Consider the following 18762-nt stretch of genomic DNA (forward strand, 5'->3'; position numbering starts at 1 on the left):
CACAACAACCCGTAAATTACGTTTTCAAATTTTGGAACCGTAAGAATGCCGCCGGAGAAAATATCTGGATTGAAAAAACCATTAAAGTTAAATAAATTCGGCTCATCGATTCTCGACCGTTTTAATAAAAAGCATTAAGAATTTAATTTCTTGATGCTTTTTTGTCGGATTTTCCTTATTTTTCATTTTCTTAACTCCAATTAGAGTAAAGATACCATTAAGAACACCATTCATGAAATTTTTAAATAAAATCATTACCGAACTTTTAACACAAAATGTTGATTTGTCGGCATTTAATATTATTCTTCCCGGTAAAAGACCTGTGGTTTTCATCAAAAAAATACTGAAAGAAAAACACTATTCGGGAATGTTGCCGAACTTTTTTACAATCGAAGATTTGATTAAAGAAATTGCAGACAAACAACCGGTTCAGGGAATCGCTTTGTGGCTTTTTTCTTTTGGAGTGTATCGGCAGGTTCAGCCGTCTGAAGATTTTGCGAATTTCTTGAAATGGTTTCCGACCATTGTAAAAGATTGGGATGATATTCTGAAATTTTCGGATTCCGACAAAGCGGTTTTAGAATATATGTTTGATGATGAACAGATAAAAAATTGGTCTGAAAATTTAGAAGTTCGCGAAGATGGATCTTTACGGAAGTTCCTTAATTTCTGGCAAAAAATGAATTTGTTTTTACCATTATTAAAGCAAAAGCTTAACGAAAAAAATTGGGCAACTTCAGGAATGATTCACGAAACGGCCAAAAATAAAATTAAAGAATATGCGCAAAAAACAGAAGGTAAATTTGTCTTTTGTGGCTTTAATGCATTTACACCGGTAGAAGAAAAATTAGTAAGAAACCTGATGCAGTGGGATAAAGCGCAATGTTTTTTTCAGGCAGATGAATATTATATCAATGATGAAAGACAGGAAGCCGGAAAGTTTTTAAGAATCATCAAAACCTGGAAGGAATTTAATGAAAGCAGAAATTTCAACTGGATTGAAAATGATTTTGCACAGCCGAAAAATATCAAAGTGTACGAAGTTTCGGGAAATATAACGCAGGCGAAAGTTTTGCCGGAAATTTTCGCGGAAATCAACGATGAAAATTCATCAAAAACCGCCGTTGTTTTATTGGATGAAAATCTGCTTTCAACTTGTTTAGATGCCATGAGCAGCGTACAACATCTGAATATTACGATGGGATTCCCGCTGAAAAATCTTGGTTTCAGCAATGCCATGAAACAGCTTTTTTACCTGCAAAAACAGCTGGAGAAAAAAGATTCTTCTTATTATTACAATGATGTTTTATCGGTTTTGGAAGAACTTCCGAATGAAGAAATTGATCAGCAGATCATTTTGGATTTTAAAGCAAAAATTGAAGAAAGAAATATCGTTTATATTTCCAAAAAGCAGTTTAAAGAATTTTTATCAGAACTTTCCTATTTTAATTTATTTGAAAAACCAAGTTCGGTCAATCAGTTCATCGATGAATTAATTGCGTATTGTTATCAATTCAAGTTCAGGGATTTAGATGATATTTTGTATGAAAATATTTCCCATTTCGAGAAAAGTTTTAAAATTATTAAAAATCAACTTTCGCCTTATTCATTTGAAATAAAAATGGAAACACTGGAAGTTTTAATTAATCAACTGGTGAGTTCGGAAACGATTGATTTTCAGGGAGAACCACTTCAAGGACTGCAGGTAATGGGACTTTTGGAAACCCGGTTATTGAATTTTGAAAATATTATTCTGCTTTCTACCAACGAAGGAAAACTCCCTCTTGGAAATTCTCAAAACACCTATCTCCCTTTCGATGTTCGCCAACATTTTCATATGCATACTTTTTTAGAAAATGACAGTATTTATGCGTATCATTTTTACCGGTTGTTACAGGATTCTCAGAATGTTCATCTGCTTTTTAATGCGTTAAGTTCCGGCGTAAATACGGGTGAAAAAAGCCGTTTTATTACCCAGATAGAAATTGAAGATCAACATCATCAAATTGAAAATATAATCATTGAAAATTCGTCTGAGCCGATTAACAAACAGTTGATTCAGATTGAAAAATCTTCTTCGGTCCTTCAAAAATTAGAGGAATGGAAAAAGAGAGTTTCACCGTCGCATCTTACCTCATTTATTTATAATCCAGTTGATTTTTATCTGACCAAAATTTTGGGAACCCGCGAAACCAGCGAAATGGAAGAAGAACTTTCCCAAAGAAGTTACGGTAATCTCGTGCATTATGCATTACAAATTATTTATGAGAGAAATTTAGGTAAAATTTTAGCTGCTAATGATTTAGAATTTTCAAATCAACAATTACTTGAAGTAATGAATCAGGCGATTATTAAATTAAATCATCAGACCGATTTCTATGAAAAAGGAATGAATTATATTCATAAATCAATTGCAGAAAGGGTAGTGCGGACGATTTTGGAGGTCGATAAAAAATTAATTGCAGACGGAAATACGTTAGAAATTTTAAGTGTCGAAGGAAATTTTGAAAATATCGATTATTATTTAAACGAAGAAAAAACGGATAAAGTTTCTTTTTACGGATTTATCGACCGAATCGACCGACTGAACGGAAAGTTAAGAATTATCGATTACAAAACCGCTAAAACCAAAAATCTTCTCATTAAGGAAGCCAAAAAAGAAGAGGAAGCCGAAAAACTCGAACAGTTGTTTTTTAGAGATGATTTCAAACAGGCGATGCAGTTATGCGTTTATGCTTATGCGGTTTTAAATGAGAAAAAATATCCCGATAATTTTGTAGAATGCGGAATCTGGAGTTTCGCAGAAGCGAATAAAGGCGTTCAGAATTTACAGATTTATGGAGAGGAAGAGATTTCGAATCAATCATTGGTAAGTCCTATGAATTGGATTAAAAACGTGATTGCAGAAATTCTGAATCCTGAAAATGATTTTGTAGAAGAAGTGAAAACCAGTTGGTAAAAAAAAACCTTCAAGTTTTAAAATCTTGAAGGTTTTTTATTTTATCCGAAAGCGTTAATTCCGGTAATATCCATGCCGGTGATCAGCAAATGAATATCGTGGGTTCCTTCGTAAGTGATGACGGATTCTAAATTCGCTGCATGACGCATCATCGGGAATTCTCCCATAATTCCCATTCCGCCAAGAATCTGTCGGGATTCTCTGGCAATGTCGATTGCCATTTTCACGTTGTTTCTTTTCGCCATTGAAATCTGTGCCGGCGTTGCTTTATGAGCATTTTTTAAATTTCCTAACTGAAGACAAAGCAATTGTGCTTTGGTAATTTCGGTTAAGAATTCGGCTAACTTTTTCTGTTGTAATTGAAATCCTGCAATTGGTTTTCCAAATTGTGTTCTTTCTTTTGAATACTGAACTGCCGTGCAGTAACAGTCGATGGCTGCGCCGATTACCCCCCAGGAAATTCCGTACCGTGCAGAATTTAAACAGGATAAAGGTCCTTTCAAACCAGTGACTTTCGGAAATATATTTTCTTTAGGAACCTTCACATTATCAAAAACCAGTTCTCCGGTTTTCGATGCCCGGAGCGACCATTTATTATGGGTTTCCGGAGTGGTAAATCCTTCAAAACCTCTTTCTACAATTAAACCCTGAACTTTTCCTTCTTCATTTTTTGCCCATACTACAGCGATATCACAGAGTGGCGCGTTGGTAATCCACATTTTTGCGCCGTTTAATAAATAATGATCACCTTTGTCTACGAAATAAGTTTCCATTGAACTGGGATCGGAACCGTGATTGGGTTCTGTTAGCCCGAAAGCGCCAATCATTTCCCCATTGGCCAATTGCGGAAGAAATTTCTTTTTTTGTTCCTCAGAACCATATTCATTAATTGGAAACATGACCAAAGAACTTTGAACAGAAGCGGCTGAACGAACCGCAGAATCTCCTCTTTCAAGCTCCTGCATTATGATTCCGTAGGAAATTTGATCTAAACCGGAACCGCCATATTCTTCCGGAATATAAGGACCGAGTGCTCCGATTTTCCCTAATTCTTTCATAAGGTTTGGAATATCGGTATGATTTTGTGCTGCCTCATCAATTTTGGGCATTACAAAACTCTCCACCCAATCGCGAACAGATTGGCGGATAAGTAAGTGTTCCTCAGTAAGTAAACTGTCAATTCCGTAATAATCTGGAATGGAATTCAGTGGATAGTATGACATATTATTTAAGTTTGTCCTAATTTAGGATATTTTAAAATTTTAAGGAAATATTTACCGAAAATTTATCGTTTTAACTGTATTATAAATTTATTCCCTTATTCTTTAGTCACGAAACGATATATGCAGGCTCTTTGTCACGAAGTGACCAAAGGTCTAAATCATGGTATTTCAGAAGGAGGACTTTTAAACTATTTTCAGGAAAACGAAAAATTACTCAGTCGAACGTTATTTCGTTTTAAATTTTTTATCAAAACCGGTGCAGTCTACGGGCTTCAAAATAGATCCTTCATATCTAAGTTTTGCAGGATTTACATAATTCGATTTGTTTCCGTCTGTTTTCTGCTCGCCGATTCCTTCGATGATATTTCCTTCTTTTTTAAGAAAATAGATTTCGCGGTCAGAAGTTTTTCCTTCCGCTTCAAAAGTGTAAACCAGTTTTAAAGTATCCCCATTTTGATTACCAACAATGTCACCGATGGAACTGTCCTTTTCGAAATTTTTATAGTGCATTTTTCCCGTAATAGTACCCAGATTATCTTCCAGAGAAACAAAGAGCGAATCCTTCCCAGTTGCCGTCATATAGCAGGTTTGTAGGGTAGAGGACTCGATAGGTTCATTGGTTTCGGGAATAACAGTCAAAGAATCTTGAGTTTCGTTAGTAGTTACGACATCAGCAGTTTTTTTTTCACAACTTAACATAGTGAACATCATAAGCGCAGAAAGAAATAGATTTTTCATAGGATATTTTTCTAATTAATTGTTAGGTATAAATTTAGTAATTTTAATTTAAAGTGAATATATTATGTTAAATTCAAGTTCAATCTGAACATAATAACAGATCATCAGGAAGAAGAAGTTTATAATTACTATTTATACCCATTATTTACTAATTTAACTGGATTTCTCTTTTATTCAGATGTCACCTTGGTCGTTCACCGGAATCGAGATGATTATACTAAATATTAATTTTACAATTAAAAGAAAAACCAACTTATCAAAATTTTAACTTTATTTTTCTAAATTTTTATTAACTATTTTTTTTTAATTTTATTAAAGTTGTAAAAATTTAAATATTCTCCGAAGTGTTTCGTTGTTAAAAATGAAAATTACTTCGAAATTCTCTAACCGCTGAGAATCGGCTGTATAATTTCATTTGGGATGAGCTCGGATTTATTAAAAATTCGAATTCTAAAAATATGTTGGAAAATCGCCTTAATGGCCGCACAAAAGATATTATGAAGATTTATAAAATATCCTATAATTTACATTATGTTAAATTGTATTTGTTTATTGAGCTAGATTATGATATCTCGGAATCTTTATTTAAATAACATTTGTAAAAATCAAACATGTAATAAAGTAAAAACACCGGAATCACTATTTTCCTTTATTTTAAGGAATTGATCAATCTCTAGTTCTAAGCTCAAAAAAAAAAAAATATTCTTATACAGAATGTTTTTAATCCCTACGAAACATTTCCGTAAATTTTCAAATAGAATAAAAAAAGAGCCTCCCAAATTGGAAGACTCTTTTCGATATTATTTGTTTTTCAAACATTTTTCTAAGAACTGATCCTGTTCCCACAACGTATGCAAAACATTTTCCTTGGCAGCGTATCCATGAGATTCTTTCGGTAAAAGAACCATTCTTACTGGCGCTCCTAAGTTTTTCAAAGCCTGGAAATATCTTTCCGTCTGCAAAGTAAATGTTCCCGGATTATTGTCGGCTTCACCATGAATAAGCAATAACGGCGTTTTCATCTTATCGGCTTGCATGAATGGCGACATGGTATTATAAATTTCGGGTACATCCCAGTAATTTCTCTGTTCGCTCTGGAAACCAAATGGTGTCAAAGTTCTGTTATAAGCGCCACTTCTTGCAATTCCACAAGCATAATCTTTGGAATGGGTCAAAAGATTGGCCGTCATAAACGCTCCGTAAGAATGCCCGCCAACAGCAACTTTCGTTCTGTCGATATATCCTAATTTGTCAACGGCATCAATCGCTGCTCTACCATCTGCAACCAGTTGCGTAATAAATGTATCGTTAGGTTCCGCTTTTCCTTCACCAATAATCGGGAAAGAAGCGTCATCTAAAACCGCATAACCTTTGGTCACCCAATAAATAAATGAGCCATAACTTGGGAATGTAAAATCATTTGGATTCTGGGTATTTTGTCCCGCAGTATCTTTGCTCACATATTCTCTGGGATAAGCCCAGATTAAAAGCGGCAATTTTTCCGTATGGTTTTTCCGGTCATAGTTTGCCGGTAAATAAAGCGTCCCGGTCAACTCTACTCCATCATTTCTTTTGTAGGTAATTACCTCTTTATATACATTTTTAATGCTTTCAAAAGGATTGGCAAAATGAGTAACGGCAGTTGCTTTACCGTTTTTAATGTTTCTTACAAAATAGTTTGGATATTGACTTGGCGACTGTTCTACCACTAATACCTGACCGTTTTTGGCATCTAAAATATCAACGATGCTTTCTTTCGACTTGGTTAATTTTGAAGTATAAACCCTCTTTTTAGACATCTTTCCCAGATCCAGTTCATCAATGAAAGGAAACTGACCAGCTTTGGTAAAACCTGATCCGATAAGATTGGCCTTATTATTTTTTACATCAATTACATTTCTGCCGAATTGATTTTTGGTTTCAGCGAAACTTCCGGGATCACTGTAAACATCCTGATAATTTCTGTCATCAATTATTTTAGATGAATTATCTTTTAGATTAATAAGATAAGTTTTAGAGTTTCGGGTATCATACCAGCTGTCAGAAACCACAGCGATATTACCATTTGACCAATCGATACCACTGAATCTCTGCTGGGTTTTGAAGAACGATTTTGGGGTGGTGTTAAATGGCGCTTCCCAAACAAAAAGCTCATCCCGGTAATCCACTTTTTTTGCCTGATCACCGCCGTCTAAAGCTTCTGCAAAAACCAATGTTGATGGTTGGTCAGCTCTCCAGCTGATATTTCTTTTACCAGTTCTTACCGATGAAAAACCTTTCGGCATAATTTCATTCAAAGGAGTTTCATTGACTACTTTTACTAAATTTCCGTTTTTGTCATAAACGGTAGAAGTCATTGGGAATCGGCTCAATGGAACAATATAGGAATACGGTTTTTGAATCGTTGTCAGCATTAAATAGTTCCCATCCGGTGAGAAATTAACAGAGGTGTAAATATCTGCATCTTTAAATTTCTGCTGATCTCCATTAACAGAAATCTTTACCAAATCAGATTTGGCCAGCGTTTCGAAGTTGGCTTCATCCTGTGGATTTTTTAATAAATCCTGGTAGGTTCTGTTTTGCGAAACTTTCCCGTCTGAATTAGAAACCGTAGGCCCGGTTGGCAGATTCTGTTTCTCATCGATTAATGCATTTCTATTGCTTGGAATTTGTTTAACCAAAAGGTTTTGTGAATCCGACATCCATACATAAGGATTTCCTAAGTTTGCATTGAGGGGTTGGTTTGAAATCTTTTTTGCGGTATTTGTCGCAAGATCTAAAATCCACAATTCAACCGCATTTTTTGTGGTATTGGTAAAAGCCAGTTTCTTCTCGTCTGGTGAAAAAGAAAGATATGCGATTCTTGCGTTCGCTGGCAAACCTTTTACCTGTGCTTCCGTTTTATCTTTTAGCTTACGTGTTTTCAGATTGTTCACATAAGTCATCGTACTCGAAATGTTGGTGATGGGATTCACTCTTAATCCTGCCAGTTTCATTTCATCCTGACTCAAATCGTCCAGGGATTTGTAAGTGTCCCGATAAGAGAAAATCATCTGTTCTCTTTTACTGTCCATAAAAACAGAAGGTGCACGCTCGAAATCTGCTAACTGCATAATTTCCGGAGAAGGTTTTTGATACGTAATGTTTTCCTGGGCACTCGCAAAAACTACAAAAAGTAAAGCAATTGCCGTAAGTCGTTTTTTCATAAATACTCTTTTTTTCAAAAGTATCGATTATTAATCTTTTAACCAAATATGCACTTAAATAAAACAAAAAAACCACCAAAACATAAATGTTAAATGGTGGTTTTGTGTTTTTTATTGACTATTTACCATCTCGATTCTCTCCGCTGAGAAATCATATTGTCGATCGAAAATTTCCGTGGTCCGAAAGTAAAAATGAGTGCAAAGATAGAAAGGAATAAAAGACTGCTTTCTTTTACCGTAAAAGGATCAGAAAAATGAACTCCGAAAGCTGCAATAGCCATCACCAACATCAGTAATAAACTTGCTGCGCGCGTGAAAAGCCCAATCATTATTAAAAAAGAACAAATCAGTTCCAGCAGGATGGCCAGAATTAATGTAGCACTTGATCCGATACCCAAAAAGTTATAAAACTGAATTTCACCCCCTGCCAGAAATTTTTCCAATTTGGGTAGTCCATGCAGAATAATCATGGCGATTGCTACAAATATCCTTACCAACAACATGATGATATTATTGATTGCTGGAATGTCTCTGGTCGAAGAAAAATAATTCATTTAATATAATTAGATAAGAAAATTAATAAAAACATCTAAAATACAAAATTTTAATCCAATTCGCTATCGGTAACCAAAATTTTTCAAATCTCTGTCATTTTTTCTCCAGTCTTTTTTTACTTTAACAAATAAAGTAAGGTGAATTTTTTTAGAAAAGAATTTCTCCAAATCGATTCTCGCTTCCGTTCCCACTTTTTTAATGGCGTCGCCTTTATGCCCGATGATGATTCCTTTCTGCGTGTCGCGTTCTACGTAAATCACTGAATCTATGAAGATCATTCCATCGGTCTCTTTGAACTGCTCGGTTACTACTTCTACGGAATAAGGAATTTCTTTTTCATAATTCAAAAGAATTTTTTCCCGAATGGCTTCGTTCACAAAGAACCTTTCCGGTTTATCGGTATATAGATCTTTGCCATAATACGGCGGATTTTCGGGAAGCATCGATTTTAATTTAGGCAAAATCACTTCAGTATTAAACCCAGTTAGAGCGGAAATCGGTAAAATCTCTGCTTTTGGAATCTGTTCGTGCCAAAATTCCATTATTTTTTCGAGATCGGTTTGATTGGAAGCATCGATTTTATTCACCAAGATCAAAACAGGAACCGGAATTTTATTCAGTTTTTCAACCAAAAATTCGCTGTGCTCTGTTTTATCAGTAATATCAATAATGAATAGAAAAACATCTGCATCCTGTAAGGAATCCTTTACAAAATCCATCATTTTTTCCTGAAGTCCGTATTTTGGATCCAAAACTCCGGGCGTATCAGAAAAAACAATCTGTAAATCCTCTTCATTATAAATTCCGAAAATACGGTGTCTTGTGGTTTGTGCTTTCTGTGTTACAATCGCCAACTTCTCTCCCATCAATTGATTAAGAAGTGTCGATTTTCCGGCGTTGGGTTTTCCTACGATATTTACGAATCCTGCTTTATGCGTGCTCAAAGTATAAAAATTTTAAAGTAAGGGCAAAGTTAATGAATTTTGGTGGGTGTTTATTTTATTCTTTGATTTAAAATCACGAGAATGACCAAACTATATTTTTCGTTTTTCAAAAGGCATAATTATTTCATTATCCAAAATCTTAAATTATTTATTATGAGATCAATCTGGAACGGAGCAATTGGATTTGGACTGGTAAATATTCCAGTGAAAATGTATTCTGCAGTAGAAGACAGCAATCTGGATTTGGATATGCTGGATAAAAGTGATTTCTCAAATATCAAGTTTAAACGCGTCAACGAGAAAACAGGTAAAGAAGTAAAATGGGAAAATATTGTCAAAGGATATCTGTTGGAAGACAAATACATTGTTCTGGATGCCGAGGATTATACAGCAGCAAGTCCCGAGAAAACAAGAGTATTCTCTATTGAACAGTTTGTAAAAGAAGCCGAAATTGATTCTGTTTTTTTCGAAGTTCCCTATTTTCTCGAACCGCAGAAAAATGCGGAGAATGCTTATAACCTTTTATTAAAAGCACTTCAAAAAACGAAAATGGCAGGAATCGGTACCTTTGTAATGCGGGACAAAGAAATTTTCGGAATGATTCGCCCTTATGACGACAAAGTTCTTATTATTAACAGATTGAGATTTGCCCAGGAAATTCGAGATTATAAAGATTTAAAAATTCCGGATCAGAAAAGCCCAAAAGAAGGAGAGTTAAAAATGGCAGTTTCACTGATCGAACAAAACTCTGAAAAGTTTGAACCCACTGCTTTTAAAGATACTTATGCTGAAGATTTAATGAAAATTATTAAACAAAAAGCAAAAGGCGGAAAAGTTAAGAAAATTGAGGAACAAGCTGAAGACAGCGGAAAAGTTGTCGATTTAATGGCGCAGTTAAAAGCCAGTTTAGAAAATTCAAAAAAGAATAAAAAAGTCTCCTGATGATGCCACTCGAAGAATACAATAAAAAACGGAAATTCAACGAAACTCCCGAACCGGAAGGAAAAGAAAAGAAATCAGACAACAAATTGATTTTCGTTATCCAACGGCATTCTGCGTCCAGATTGCATTATGATTTCCGTTTGGAAATGGACGGTGTTTTGAAAAGCTGGGCTGTTCCGAAAGGACCTTCGCTGAATCCTGAGGATAAAAGACTGGCGATGATGACGGAAGACCATCCTTTCTCTTACCACGATTTTGAAGGAACTATTCCCGAAGGAAATTATGGTGCAGGCGAAGTTGAAATATGGGATTCGGGCACTTACGAGCCTTTGGAAAAAGTAGAAGGAAAATCTGATGACTTGATCATGCGTCACGAACTGCATCAAAATTCCTTAAAATTTATTCTTCACGGTAAAAAATTAAAAGGAGAATTTGCTTTAGTAAAGATGAAAAATTCCAAAGATCCAAATGCCTGGCTGTTAATTAAACACAAAGATCAATTCGGATTGGAGGAATATGACGCTGAAGAGCACGTTCCTGAAAAATCAAAAGTTACGTTACGAGAAGAAAACCGTCCAGGAAAAAAAAAATAAAGATCCCAAATAAAGACCCGAAAACATTCAAAAATTATACGCCTTCACTGATTGGTGAAAAAAAATTGAAAGATTTTATTAAACCCATGTTGGCGCAAACGGGAGAAAAAGCCTTTGACAATAAAGATTGGGTTTTCGAAATTAAATGGGATGGTTATCGTGCTGTAGCTGATTTAAGGGAATCTGTAATTCAATTTTATTCCCGGAACGGACTCTCCTATTCTGATAAATTTTCGAAAATCGTTAACGCTTTAGATCATCAAAATCATCAGATGGTTTTAGACGGTGAAATCGTTGCTTTTAATAAAGAAGGAAAACCTGATTTTCAAATCTTACAAAAAATAGGAGAAAATCGGGATTTGGCGATGACATATCAGATTTTCGATTTGCTTTGGCTCAATGGGCATTCCACTGAAAATTTAACTTTAGTTCAACGTAAAGAATTGCTGAAAGATGCTTTAACAGAAAATGATGTGGTTAAATATTGTGAGCATATTCCCGAAAATGGAATTGATTTTTTTGAGCAAATCAAAAAGATGGAATTAGAAGGAATGATTGCAAAAAAAGCAGACAGTATTTATTCGGAAGGTGTTCGTTCGTCAGACTGGCTGAAAATAAAATTACAGAATACAGAAGATGTTCTAATTTGTGGATTTACAGAACCGAACGGTGCCCGGAAGAATTTCGGTGCGCTGATTCTGGGAACTTTTACCGATGGTCAATTAAAATATTGCGGTCATGCCGGGACAGGTTTTTCTGATAAAATTTTAGATTCTTTGCATGAATTGTTTAAACCGTTAATGATCGAAAACTGTCCGTTTGAAGAAGTTCCAAAAACCAACGCTCCAGCGACCTGGCTGAAACCGGAATTGGTTTGTGAAATAAAATATACCGAAAAAACACAAGATGAAATTTTCCGACATCCCGTTTATCTGGGACTTCGCAGTGATAAAGACAAGGAGGATTTAATGAATGAAAAAGAAGAAGAGATTGAGAATTCATCTTCATTAAAAATTGAAATTAATGAAAGCAAAGTTCAAAGAGATTCAACAAAAGTGAAAACGAAGATGACGAAAGCCGTTACTCTGACCAATCAAAACAAAATCTATTTCCCGGAAAGTGGCATTACGAAAGGAGAAGTTATTGCGTATTACCAATCTATAGCGAAATATATTTTACCCCATTTAAAAAACCGTCCGCAATCACTGAACCGTTTTCCGAACGGAATCGGCGGTTTAAGTTTTTATCACAAAGATGCCGGAAACGACGCCCCTGACTGGATTGAGAAAGTTTCAATCTTTTCGGAATCGAATGAAAAAAACATTGAATATTTAATCTGCAATACACCAGATGATTTGGCTTATTTAAATAATTTAGGCTGTATCGATTTGAATCCCTGGAATTCTACGGTAACAGATTTGGGTAAACCAACCTGGCTGGCTCTGGATTTGGATCCGTCAGAGAAAAACACTTTTGACCAGGTTATTGAAACTGCTTTGTGTGTAAAAGAGATTTTGGATTTAGCAAAAATTAAAGGCTTTTGCAAAACTTCCGGAAGTTCGGGAATTCATATTTTCATTCCCATGGCTGCGCAGTATGAGGTCGAACTGGTGAAAAATTTCGCCCATCTTTTAATGCAGAAAGTGCAGCAAAAACTACCCGATCTAACTACTTTAGAGAGGAATTTGAAAAAACGGGATAAGAATAAAATTTATCTGGATTATCTGCAAAACCGCACCGGTCAGACGTTAGCGAGTGTTTACAGCGTTCGTCCAAAACCTTTCGCACCGGTCTCAATGCCTTTACTTTGGGAAGAACTGAAGTCTTGTTTAAAACCCACCGATTTCAATATTCATAATGCTTTGGAGCGTATTAAAAAGAATGGCGATTTGTTTAAACCGGTTTTAGGAAAAGGAATTGATATGTTGAAAGCTTTGAAAATTCTCTCTGAAATTTAATGAAAATCTATTTTTGAATCTGATAAGAATTGCACACAGTCATTCGCCCATAATTCATAAGTCAGTTCAGACGGATGAATTCCGTCACTGAAAAAATCTGCAATCGTTTGATCTTCTTTCATTTTTCCCAACCATTCCTGCACGTTTATTTTCCTGGTCGGAAAATAAACGTTTTGGTTTTTTAAAACTTGCATATTAAGGTAATCCGCCAATAAATCTTTGTGATTTCCCAACACCGATTTCATTTGTTTTGTAAATGCGGGAAATGTTTCAATAGTTGGTAAATGCGGAAATAAAATCGGAGTTTCAGGAAATTTATTCTGTAAATTTTCGATGAGAAACTGAATGTTTTTAGTCCATTTTTTGGGTTGAGTCAATTCAAAAGTATCATTGCCGCCAATTCCGATAACGATTAAATCGCAAGTAATTTCCCTGATCTGCGGAACAATTTTTTGGTGAATTTTTTCTACGTTATAGCCAGTTTTAGCATACACTTTCCATTCTATATTACATTGAACTAAAGCACTGAATGCTCTGGAGAAATGCCCGGCAAAGCTGTTTTTGTGAAAATCTGATCCTACACCGGCAATCGAACTTTCACCAATAAATAAAATCTTTAAATTTTTGTCGGCGTTGATATTGACAAAACCTTCGGGATCTTTTGCTTCGGGGAGAAGCGGTATTTGCTTCCTTATTTTTTTTCCCTGAAAATAAATTACCGGTAACAGAGGAATCGACTTTAATAAATGGATTAAAAACTGTTTTCCCATTCCAATTACTTTTCAGTTATTTTTTAAAAACGACCGGCAAAATCTCATTTTCTGTCAAACCATATCTTCTGCGGTCTTCATTGGAAAATTTCTTTGAATAAAAGTTGATATCAACGTCAAAACCCGCTTTTTTCAGTCGGTCGAAATAATCCATTCCGTACCAGCGAACGTGGTCGTACTGGCCAAAATGTTTTTGTCTTTCTTTCGGATCTGTGATTGAAAAATCTTCGTACGTTTTTTCTAAAGAATTCTTCATCGGAACCTGAAAAATTCCCCAACCGCCTTTTTTCATGACCCGATATAATTCGCTCATTGCTTTTTGATCGTCCCCGATATGTTCTAAAACATGATTGCAAAAGACGATATCGTAACTTTCATCTTCAAAAGGTAAATCCAGAATATCTGCTTTTACATCGACGATCGGCGAATATAAGTCGGCAGAAGTATAATTCAGATTCTTCATTTTTTTGAATTTTCTCAGAAATTCCTGCTCCGGTGCAATGTGAAGAACTTTGTAATTTTCAGTAAAAAAATCGGTTTCATTTTGAAGATACAGCCACATTTGCCGGTGACGCTCCAAACTTAATGTTCCCGGTGACAAAGCATTTTCTCTTTGCTTACCGTAACCATACGGAAGGAATTTCCGGTACGATTTCCCGTCGATCGGATCGGTGAATTTTGTTCCTTTAAAAAATAAATAAATGACAGGCCGAAGAAAAATGCTTAAATTAATAAGCATTGGTCTTGGTATCTTATTTAAAAGAAATTTAGTGATTTTTTTCATTAAAAATCCATTGTAAATGGTTTTTCTTCATCACTTATAATTCCTAAAGCTTCATAAATATATTTGTAGGTCGACAATAAAACCGGTTTTCCGCCGATAATACAAACATCGTGTTCGAAATGAGCTGATGGCGACATATCGAGCGAAGTTACCGTCCAGCCGTCATCATGGAATTTTACTTTTTCAGTACCTAAATTAACCATAGGTTCGATGGCAAGAGCGATTCCGTCTTTTAAAACTTTACCGCTTCCTTTTTTACCATAATTGGGAACTTGCGGATCCTCGTGCATTTTACGGCCTAGACCGTGCCCGACTAATTCACGGACAACTCCGTAACCATGAGCTTCGCAATAGGTTTGAATTGCGTTGGAAATATCTCCTACTCTTTTTCCGCGAACGCATTGTTCAATCCCTTTGTAAAGGGATTCTTTGGTGATTTTGAGAAGTTGTTTAATTTCAGGTGCAACCTCTCCTACTTCAAATGAGTAAGCGTGATCACCATAAAAGCCGTTCATAAAAACGCCACAATCTACTGATAAAATATCTCCTTCAAGTAAAGGTTTTTCATTTGGTATCCCGTGTACTACTTCAGCATTTGGGGAAATACATAAATTTTTCGGGAAACCGTACATTCCTAAAAAAGCAGGCTCTCCGCCGTGATCGCGAATAAATTGGCCCCCTAAATTATCAAGATGCAAAGTAGTTACGCCTGGTTTAATTTCTTTAGCCAGCATGCCCAGAGTTTTGGAAACCAGTTGGGCACTTTCCCGCATTAAGCGAAGTTCTTCTATTGTTTTTAACTGTATCAATGTATTGTAATATCTTAAAAGTTAGAGAAAGAAAAATGTAAACTTTAATTATAATTTACCAGAACAATCCTTTCTTTTTATCTTTTTTTATTTTCGAATAAGCCAGGACTTCTTTGCCATCTACACGGAATTCGATTCTTTCGTTAATGATATTGTAGATTTCGCCCCAACCTGGGAATCCACCAAGGTTCCGGTCGTCGATGAAAAGGTCGGCATCAATTTTTCGGGACGCATTTTCATGATCGAAAATTTCGCCTTCAAAACTTGAATTAACCGCATAAAACTCAACGCCATTTTTTTTGCAAAACTCAACTGCTTCCTCCAAAGTTTTGCCATGCCGATAAGTCCAGAGAATCAGTCTGTAACCTTCCGACTGTAGTTTTTTTAGGGTTTCAAAAGCAAAAGTTTTTGTTTTTCCAATTCCGGGATATCCATCATCTACGATTGTACCGTCAAAATCGATAGCAAGTTTTTTACTGTTTTTCATTTTTTTCTAAATTTCAATGGTGCAAAGATAATAAATTTAGCACGTTGAAAAGATGTTCGCATCGATTAGTGGATTCTTTATAAAAATAAAAAAGCCAAAGAAGTGATTCACTTAATTGGCAATATAATTGACATGAATGAAAATCTACGATTTAATCCATTTGAATTGGTATTCCTGATCAGGCGTTGAAATTCTGTCGGTGATTCTTTGTAATCTTCCCGGCAGTTTCATTAAATATTCCTGTGCTTTTTCCGCAGATTCCGTCAATCCGGTAATATGTTCGATTTTCCAGTCTTCCAGAAGTTCTGATAAAATATTGATGTAATCCTGTCCTGTATAAACCATGGCGCGCTGTGCTGCATCTGAGAAATGTCCCCAAAGTTCGCCAGCTTTCTGACCGGATTCGCGCATTAAATGGGCAGGCATTACTATTTTTTTTCGCATCATATCTTCGAAAGCCAACATCATTTCTGAAGGATCGAGTTCGAGAATTTTGGTCACAAAATGTTTGTACGCTTTTGCATGTCGCGCTTCATCAGCAGCAATCACCCCACACATTCTGGAAAGTTTTGTGTTTCCGCTTTGTTTTGCCAAGGATCCTACTCTTCTGTGGGAAATATTAGTCGCCGTTTCTTGAAAACTGGTATAAACAAAATTGCGGTATGGATCCATCGTCGTTCCGATATCAAAACCGTCCTGAATCAAATATTGCGTCGTGATTTCAACTTCGCGCATATTTACACGGCCGCATAAGTATAAATATTTATTGAGCAGATCGCCGTGGCGGTTTTCTTCTGCGGTCCAGCTTCTTACCCATTGTGACCATCCGGTTCTTTCTTCCTGGTTTACGCCGTCAATCCCCATAATCCACGACTCATAACTAGGCAATGCCTCTTCGGTAATACAATCACCTATTAAAGTTACAAAAAGATCGTAACCCATTTCCTGTGCATAAGTTTGCAGTTCTTCAACATCATATTTAAAACTATCTGCAGACGGATCCGGCAAAAAATCAGTGGGTTGCCATATTTTTTCTACTGGAGTTAGATAGGAGTCAATAAACTCGTCGACATTTTTGCCTAAAGTTCTCATTACTTCTAATCTCATCATTTTATTATACATCTTCACTCTTTTATATATTAGGCAAATATAATTTAAAAATATTATCTACTGCATAATTAACAGAAAAAACAAATGAAATATCTGTCATTTCAATAGTCAATTTGAAGCTTTTTTAACTTACTAATACTTCTCCGGTCATTATAGGAGGAATTTCAATTCCCATCACTTTCAGAATTGATGGTGCGACATCACCTAATTTCCCGGGTTTTAACTTCCAGTTTCTGTCTTTATCCATAACGATTAAAGGGACTAAGTTTGTTGAATGCTGCGTATTAGGACTTCCATCAGCGTTCAGCATTACATCTGAATTCCCGTGGTCTGCGAGGATAAAAACGGCATAACCATGTTCATAAGCGGTAGTTGCAACTTTCGAAATGCACTCATCTACAACTTCCGCGGCTTTAACTGCGGCGGAAAAAATGCCGGTATGGCCAACCATATCGGTGTTGGCGAAATTTAAACAGATAAAATCTGCCGATTCCTGTTCAATTTTTGGAAGTATTTTTTCGGTAATATCGTACGCAGACATTTCCGGTTTAAAGTCATAAGTAGGAACATCTTTAGGGCTTGGACACAACAACCGGCTTTCTCCGACGAATTCTGCTTCTCTTCCACCGGAAAAGAAAAAGGTTACATGAGGATATTTTTCTGTTTCTGCAACACGGATTTGGGTTCTGCCGTTTTTTTCTAATACTTCACCCATCGTTTCGTGTAAAACTTCTTCGTCGAAAACTACATGAACATTATTATACTTTTTATCATAGTTAGTCATCGTGACATAATACAGATTCAACGGATGCATTCCATATTCAGGAAACTCCTTTTGTGAAAGAACTTCTGTAATTTCCCGACCACGGTCTGTTCTGAAATTAAAGCAAAATACGACATCATCATTTTCAATCTTGGCAACTGGTAAACTGTTGTCTTTCAGACAAATAATTGGTTTCAAAAACTCATCGGTAATCTCCTGGTTATAAGAGTTTTCGATCGCTTCCAGAACATCTCTGGTCGGTTCGCCTATTCCATTGACCATTGCGTCGTAAGCCAATTTTACACGTTCCCATCTTTTATCACGGTCCATGGCGTAATATCTTCCAACAACCGTTGCCAACTGTCCGGTGCTGGCTTTCATATGATCCAGGAGTTCCTGTATAAAACCTTTTCCTGAATGTGGGTCGCAATCCCGGCCATCAGTAAAGGCATGAACGTAAACGTTTTTGTCTAAACCAAATTCGTGAGCAGCGGTGAGCAAACCTTTCAAATGATTAATATGGGAATGTACCCCACCATCTGAAACTAAACCTATGAAATGAACATTTTTATTATTTTCTAAAGCATATTCAAACGCTCTGGTGATCGTATTTTCCTTTCCTAAAGTAGCATTTTCAACCGCCATATTGAGTTTTACCAAATTTTGGTAAACAACTCTTCCGGCTCCTAAGTTCATGTGCCCAACTTCAGAGTTTCCCATTTGTCCGAAAGGCAATCCTACAGCAATCCCACTCGCTTCCAGCGTAGTATGCGGGAATTTTTCATAACAGGAATCGATAAAGGGAGTATGGGCCTGAGCAATGGCAGAAACTTTGGGATCCAATCCTATTCCCCAACCGTCGAGTATCGCTAAAATGGCTTTTTTTGACATTTTTATTAAATTTATGATTGAATACAAATT

At 35.9% G+C, this 18762-nt stretch carries 15 protein-coding genes; 4 read left to right on the forward strand and 11 right to left on the reverse strand.

Annotated elements, in window-relative coordinates; genetic code table 11:
- Positions 1-232: 232 nt before the first annotated feature.
- Positions 233-2959 carry a PD-(D/E)XK nuclease family protein gene (locus NBC122_RS11830; RefSeq protein WP_133440571.1) on the forward strand — a complete coding sequence of 909 codons (2727 nt, stop codon included), beginning with the start codon at positions 233-235 and terminating at the stop codon, positions 2957-2959.
- Positions 2960-3000: 41 nt separating this feature from the next.
- Here NBC122_RS11830 and NBC122_RS11835 read toward each other — a convergent pair whose 3' ends face one another.
- The 5 genes from NBC122_RS11835 to era form a co-directional block, all read right to left on the reverse strand.
- A complete protein-coding gene (locus tag NBC122_RS11835) occupies positions 3001-4182 on the reverse strand; it encodes an acyl-CoA dehydrogenase family protein (protein WP_133440572.1) in 1182 nt (393 codons plus the stop codon).
- A gap of 225 nt (positions 4183-4407) precedes the next feature.
- Complete coding sequence (locus NBC122_RS11845) at positions 4408-4920, reverse strand: hypothetical protein (RefSeq protein WP_133440573.1); 513 nt, start codon at positions 4918-4920, stop codon at positions 4408-4410.
- An 800-nt stretch (positions 4921-5720) separates the two neighbouring features.
- A complete protein-coding gene (locus tag NBC122_RS11850; RefSeq protein WP_133440574.1) occupies positions 5721-8126 on the reverse strand; it encodes an alpha/beta hydrolase family protein in 2406 nt (801 codons plus the stop codon).
- Between the two features lie 122 nt (positions 8127-8248).
- On the reverse strand, positions 8249-8680 hold the full coding sequence (locus NBC122_RS11855; protein WP_133440575.1) for a DoxX family protein: 432 nt from the start codon (positions 8678-8680) through the stop codon (positions 8249-8251).
- Between the two features lie 63 nt (positions 8681-8743).
- On the reverse strand, positions 8744-9625 hold the full coding sequence (era, locus tag NBC122_RS11860) for a GTPase Era (protein WP_133440576.1): 882 nt from the start codon (positions 9623-9625) through the stop codon (positions 8744-8746).
- Between the two features lie 153 nt (positions 9626-9778).
- Between era and ku the strand changes: the two genes are divergently transcribed.
- The 3 genes from ku (at position 9779) to ligD (ending at position 13118) form a co-directional block, all read left to right on the forward strand.
- Positions 9779-10567, forward strand: a complete 789-nt coding sequence (gene ku, locus NBC122_RS11865; RefSeq protein ID WP_133440577.1) for a non-homologous end joining protein Ku — start codon at positions 9779-9781, stop codon at positions 10565-10567.
- Positions 10567-11160: a DNA polymerase ligase N-terminal domain-containing protein gene (locus NBC122_RS11870; protein ID WP_246012359.1), complete on the forward strand. Its 594-nt coding sequence runs from the start codon at positions 10567-10569 to the stop codon at positions 11158-11160. Before ku ends, NBC122_RS11870 begins: the two co-directional genes overlap by 1 nt.
- 65 nt (positions 11161-11225) lie before the next feature.
- Complete coding sequence (gene ligD / locus NBC122_RS11875; RefSeq protein ID WP_246012362.1) at positions 11226-13118, forward strand: DNA ligase D; 1893 nt, start codon at positions 11226-11228, stop codon at positions 13116-13118.
- On the opposite strand, the gene NBC122_RS11880 is transcribed toward ligD, so the two are convergent.
- The 6 genes from NBC122_RS11880 to gpmI form a co-directional block, all read right to left on the reverse strand.
- On the reverse strand, positions 13115-13888 hold the full coding sequence (locus tag NBC122_RS11880; RefSeq protein ID WP_133440578.1) for an SGNH/GDSL hydrolase family protein: 774 nt from the start codon (positions 13886-13888) through the stop codon (positions 13115-13117). The two genes, ligD and NBC122_RS11880, sit on opposite strands and share 4 nt — an antisense overlap.
- A gap of 16 nt (positions 13889-13904) precedes the next feature.
- On the reverse strand, positions 13905-14672 hold the full coding sequence (locus tag NBC122_RS11885; protein ID WP_133440579.1) for a class I SAM-dependent methyltransferase: 768 nt from the start codon (positions 14670-14672) through the stop codon (positions 13905-13907).
- On the reverse strand, positions 14672-15481 hold the full coding sequence (gene map / locus NBC122_RS11890; protein ID WP_133440580.1) for a type I methionyl aminopeptidase: 810 nt from the start codon (positions 15479-15481) through the stop codon (positions 14672-14674). Before map ends, NBC122_RS11885 begins: the two co-directional genes overlap by 1 nt.
- Positions 15482-15536: 55 nt before the next feature.
- The gene (locus NBC122_RS11895) at positions 15537-15968 is read right to left on the reverse strand and encodes a BT0820 family HAD-type phosphatase (RefSeq protein ID WP_133440581.1); all 432 of its coding nucleotides are present in this window, start codon (positions 15966-15968) and stop codon (positions 15537-15539) included.
- A gap of 144 nt (positions 15969-16112) precedes the next feature.
- Entirely contained in the window at positions 16113-17090 is a 978-nt protein-coding gene (locus tag NBC122_RS11900; RefSeq protein WP_133440582.1) for an acyl-ACP desaturase, read from the reverse strand.
- 112 nt (positions 17091-17202) lie between these two features.
- Positions 17203-18732, reverse strand: a complete 1530-nt coding sequence (gpmI, locus tag NBC122_RS11905; RefSeq protein WP_133440583.1) for a 2,3-bisphosphoglycerate-independent phosphoglycerate mutase — start codon at positions 18730-18732, stop codon at positions 17203-17205.
- Between the last annotated feature and the right edge of the window lie 30 nt (positions 18733-18762).

Source organism: Chryseobacterium salivictor, assembly GCF_004359195.1.
GTDB classification, from domain to species: domain Bacteria; phylum Bacteroidota; class Bacteroidia; order Flavobacteriales; family Weeksellaceae; genus Kaistella; species Kaistella salivictor.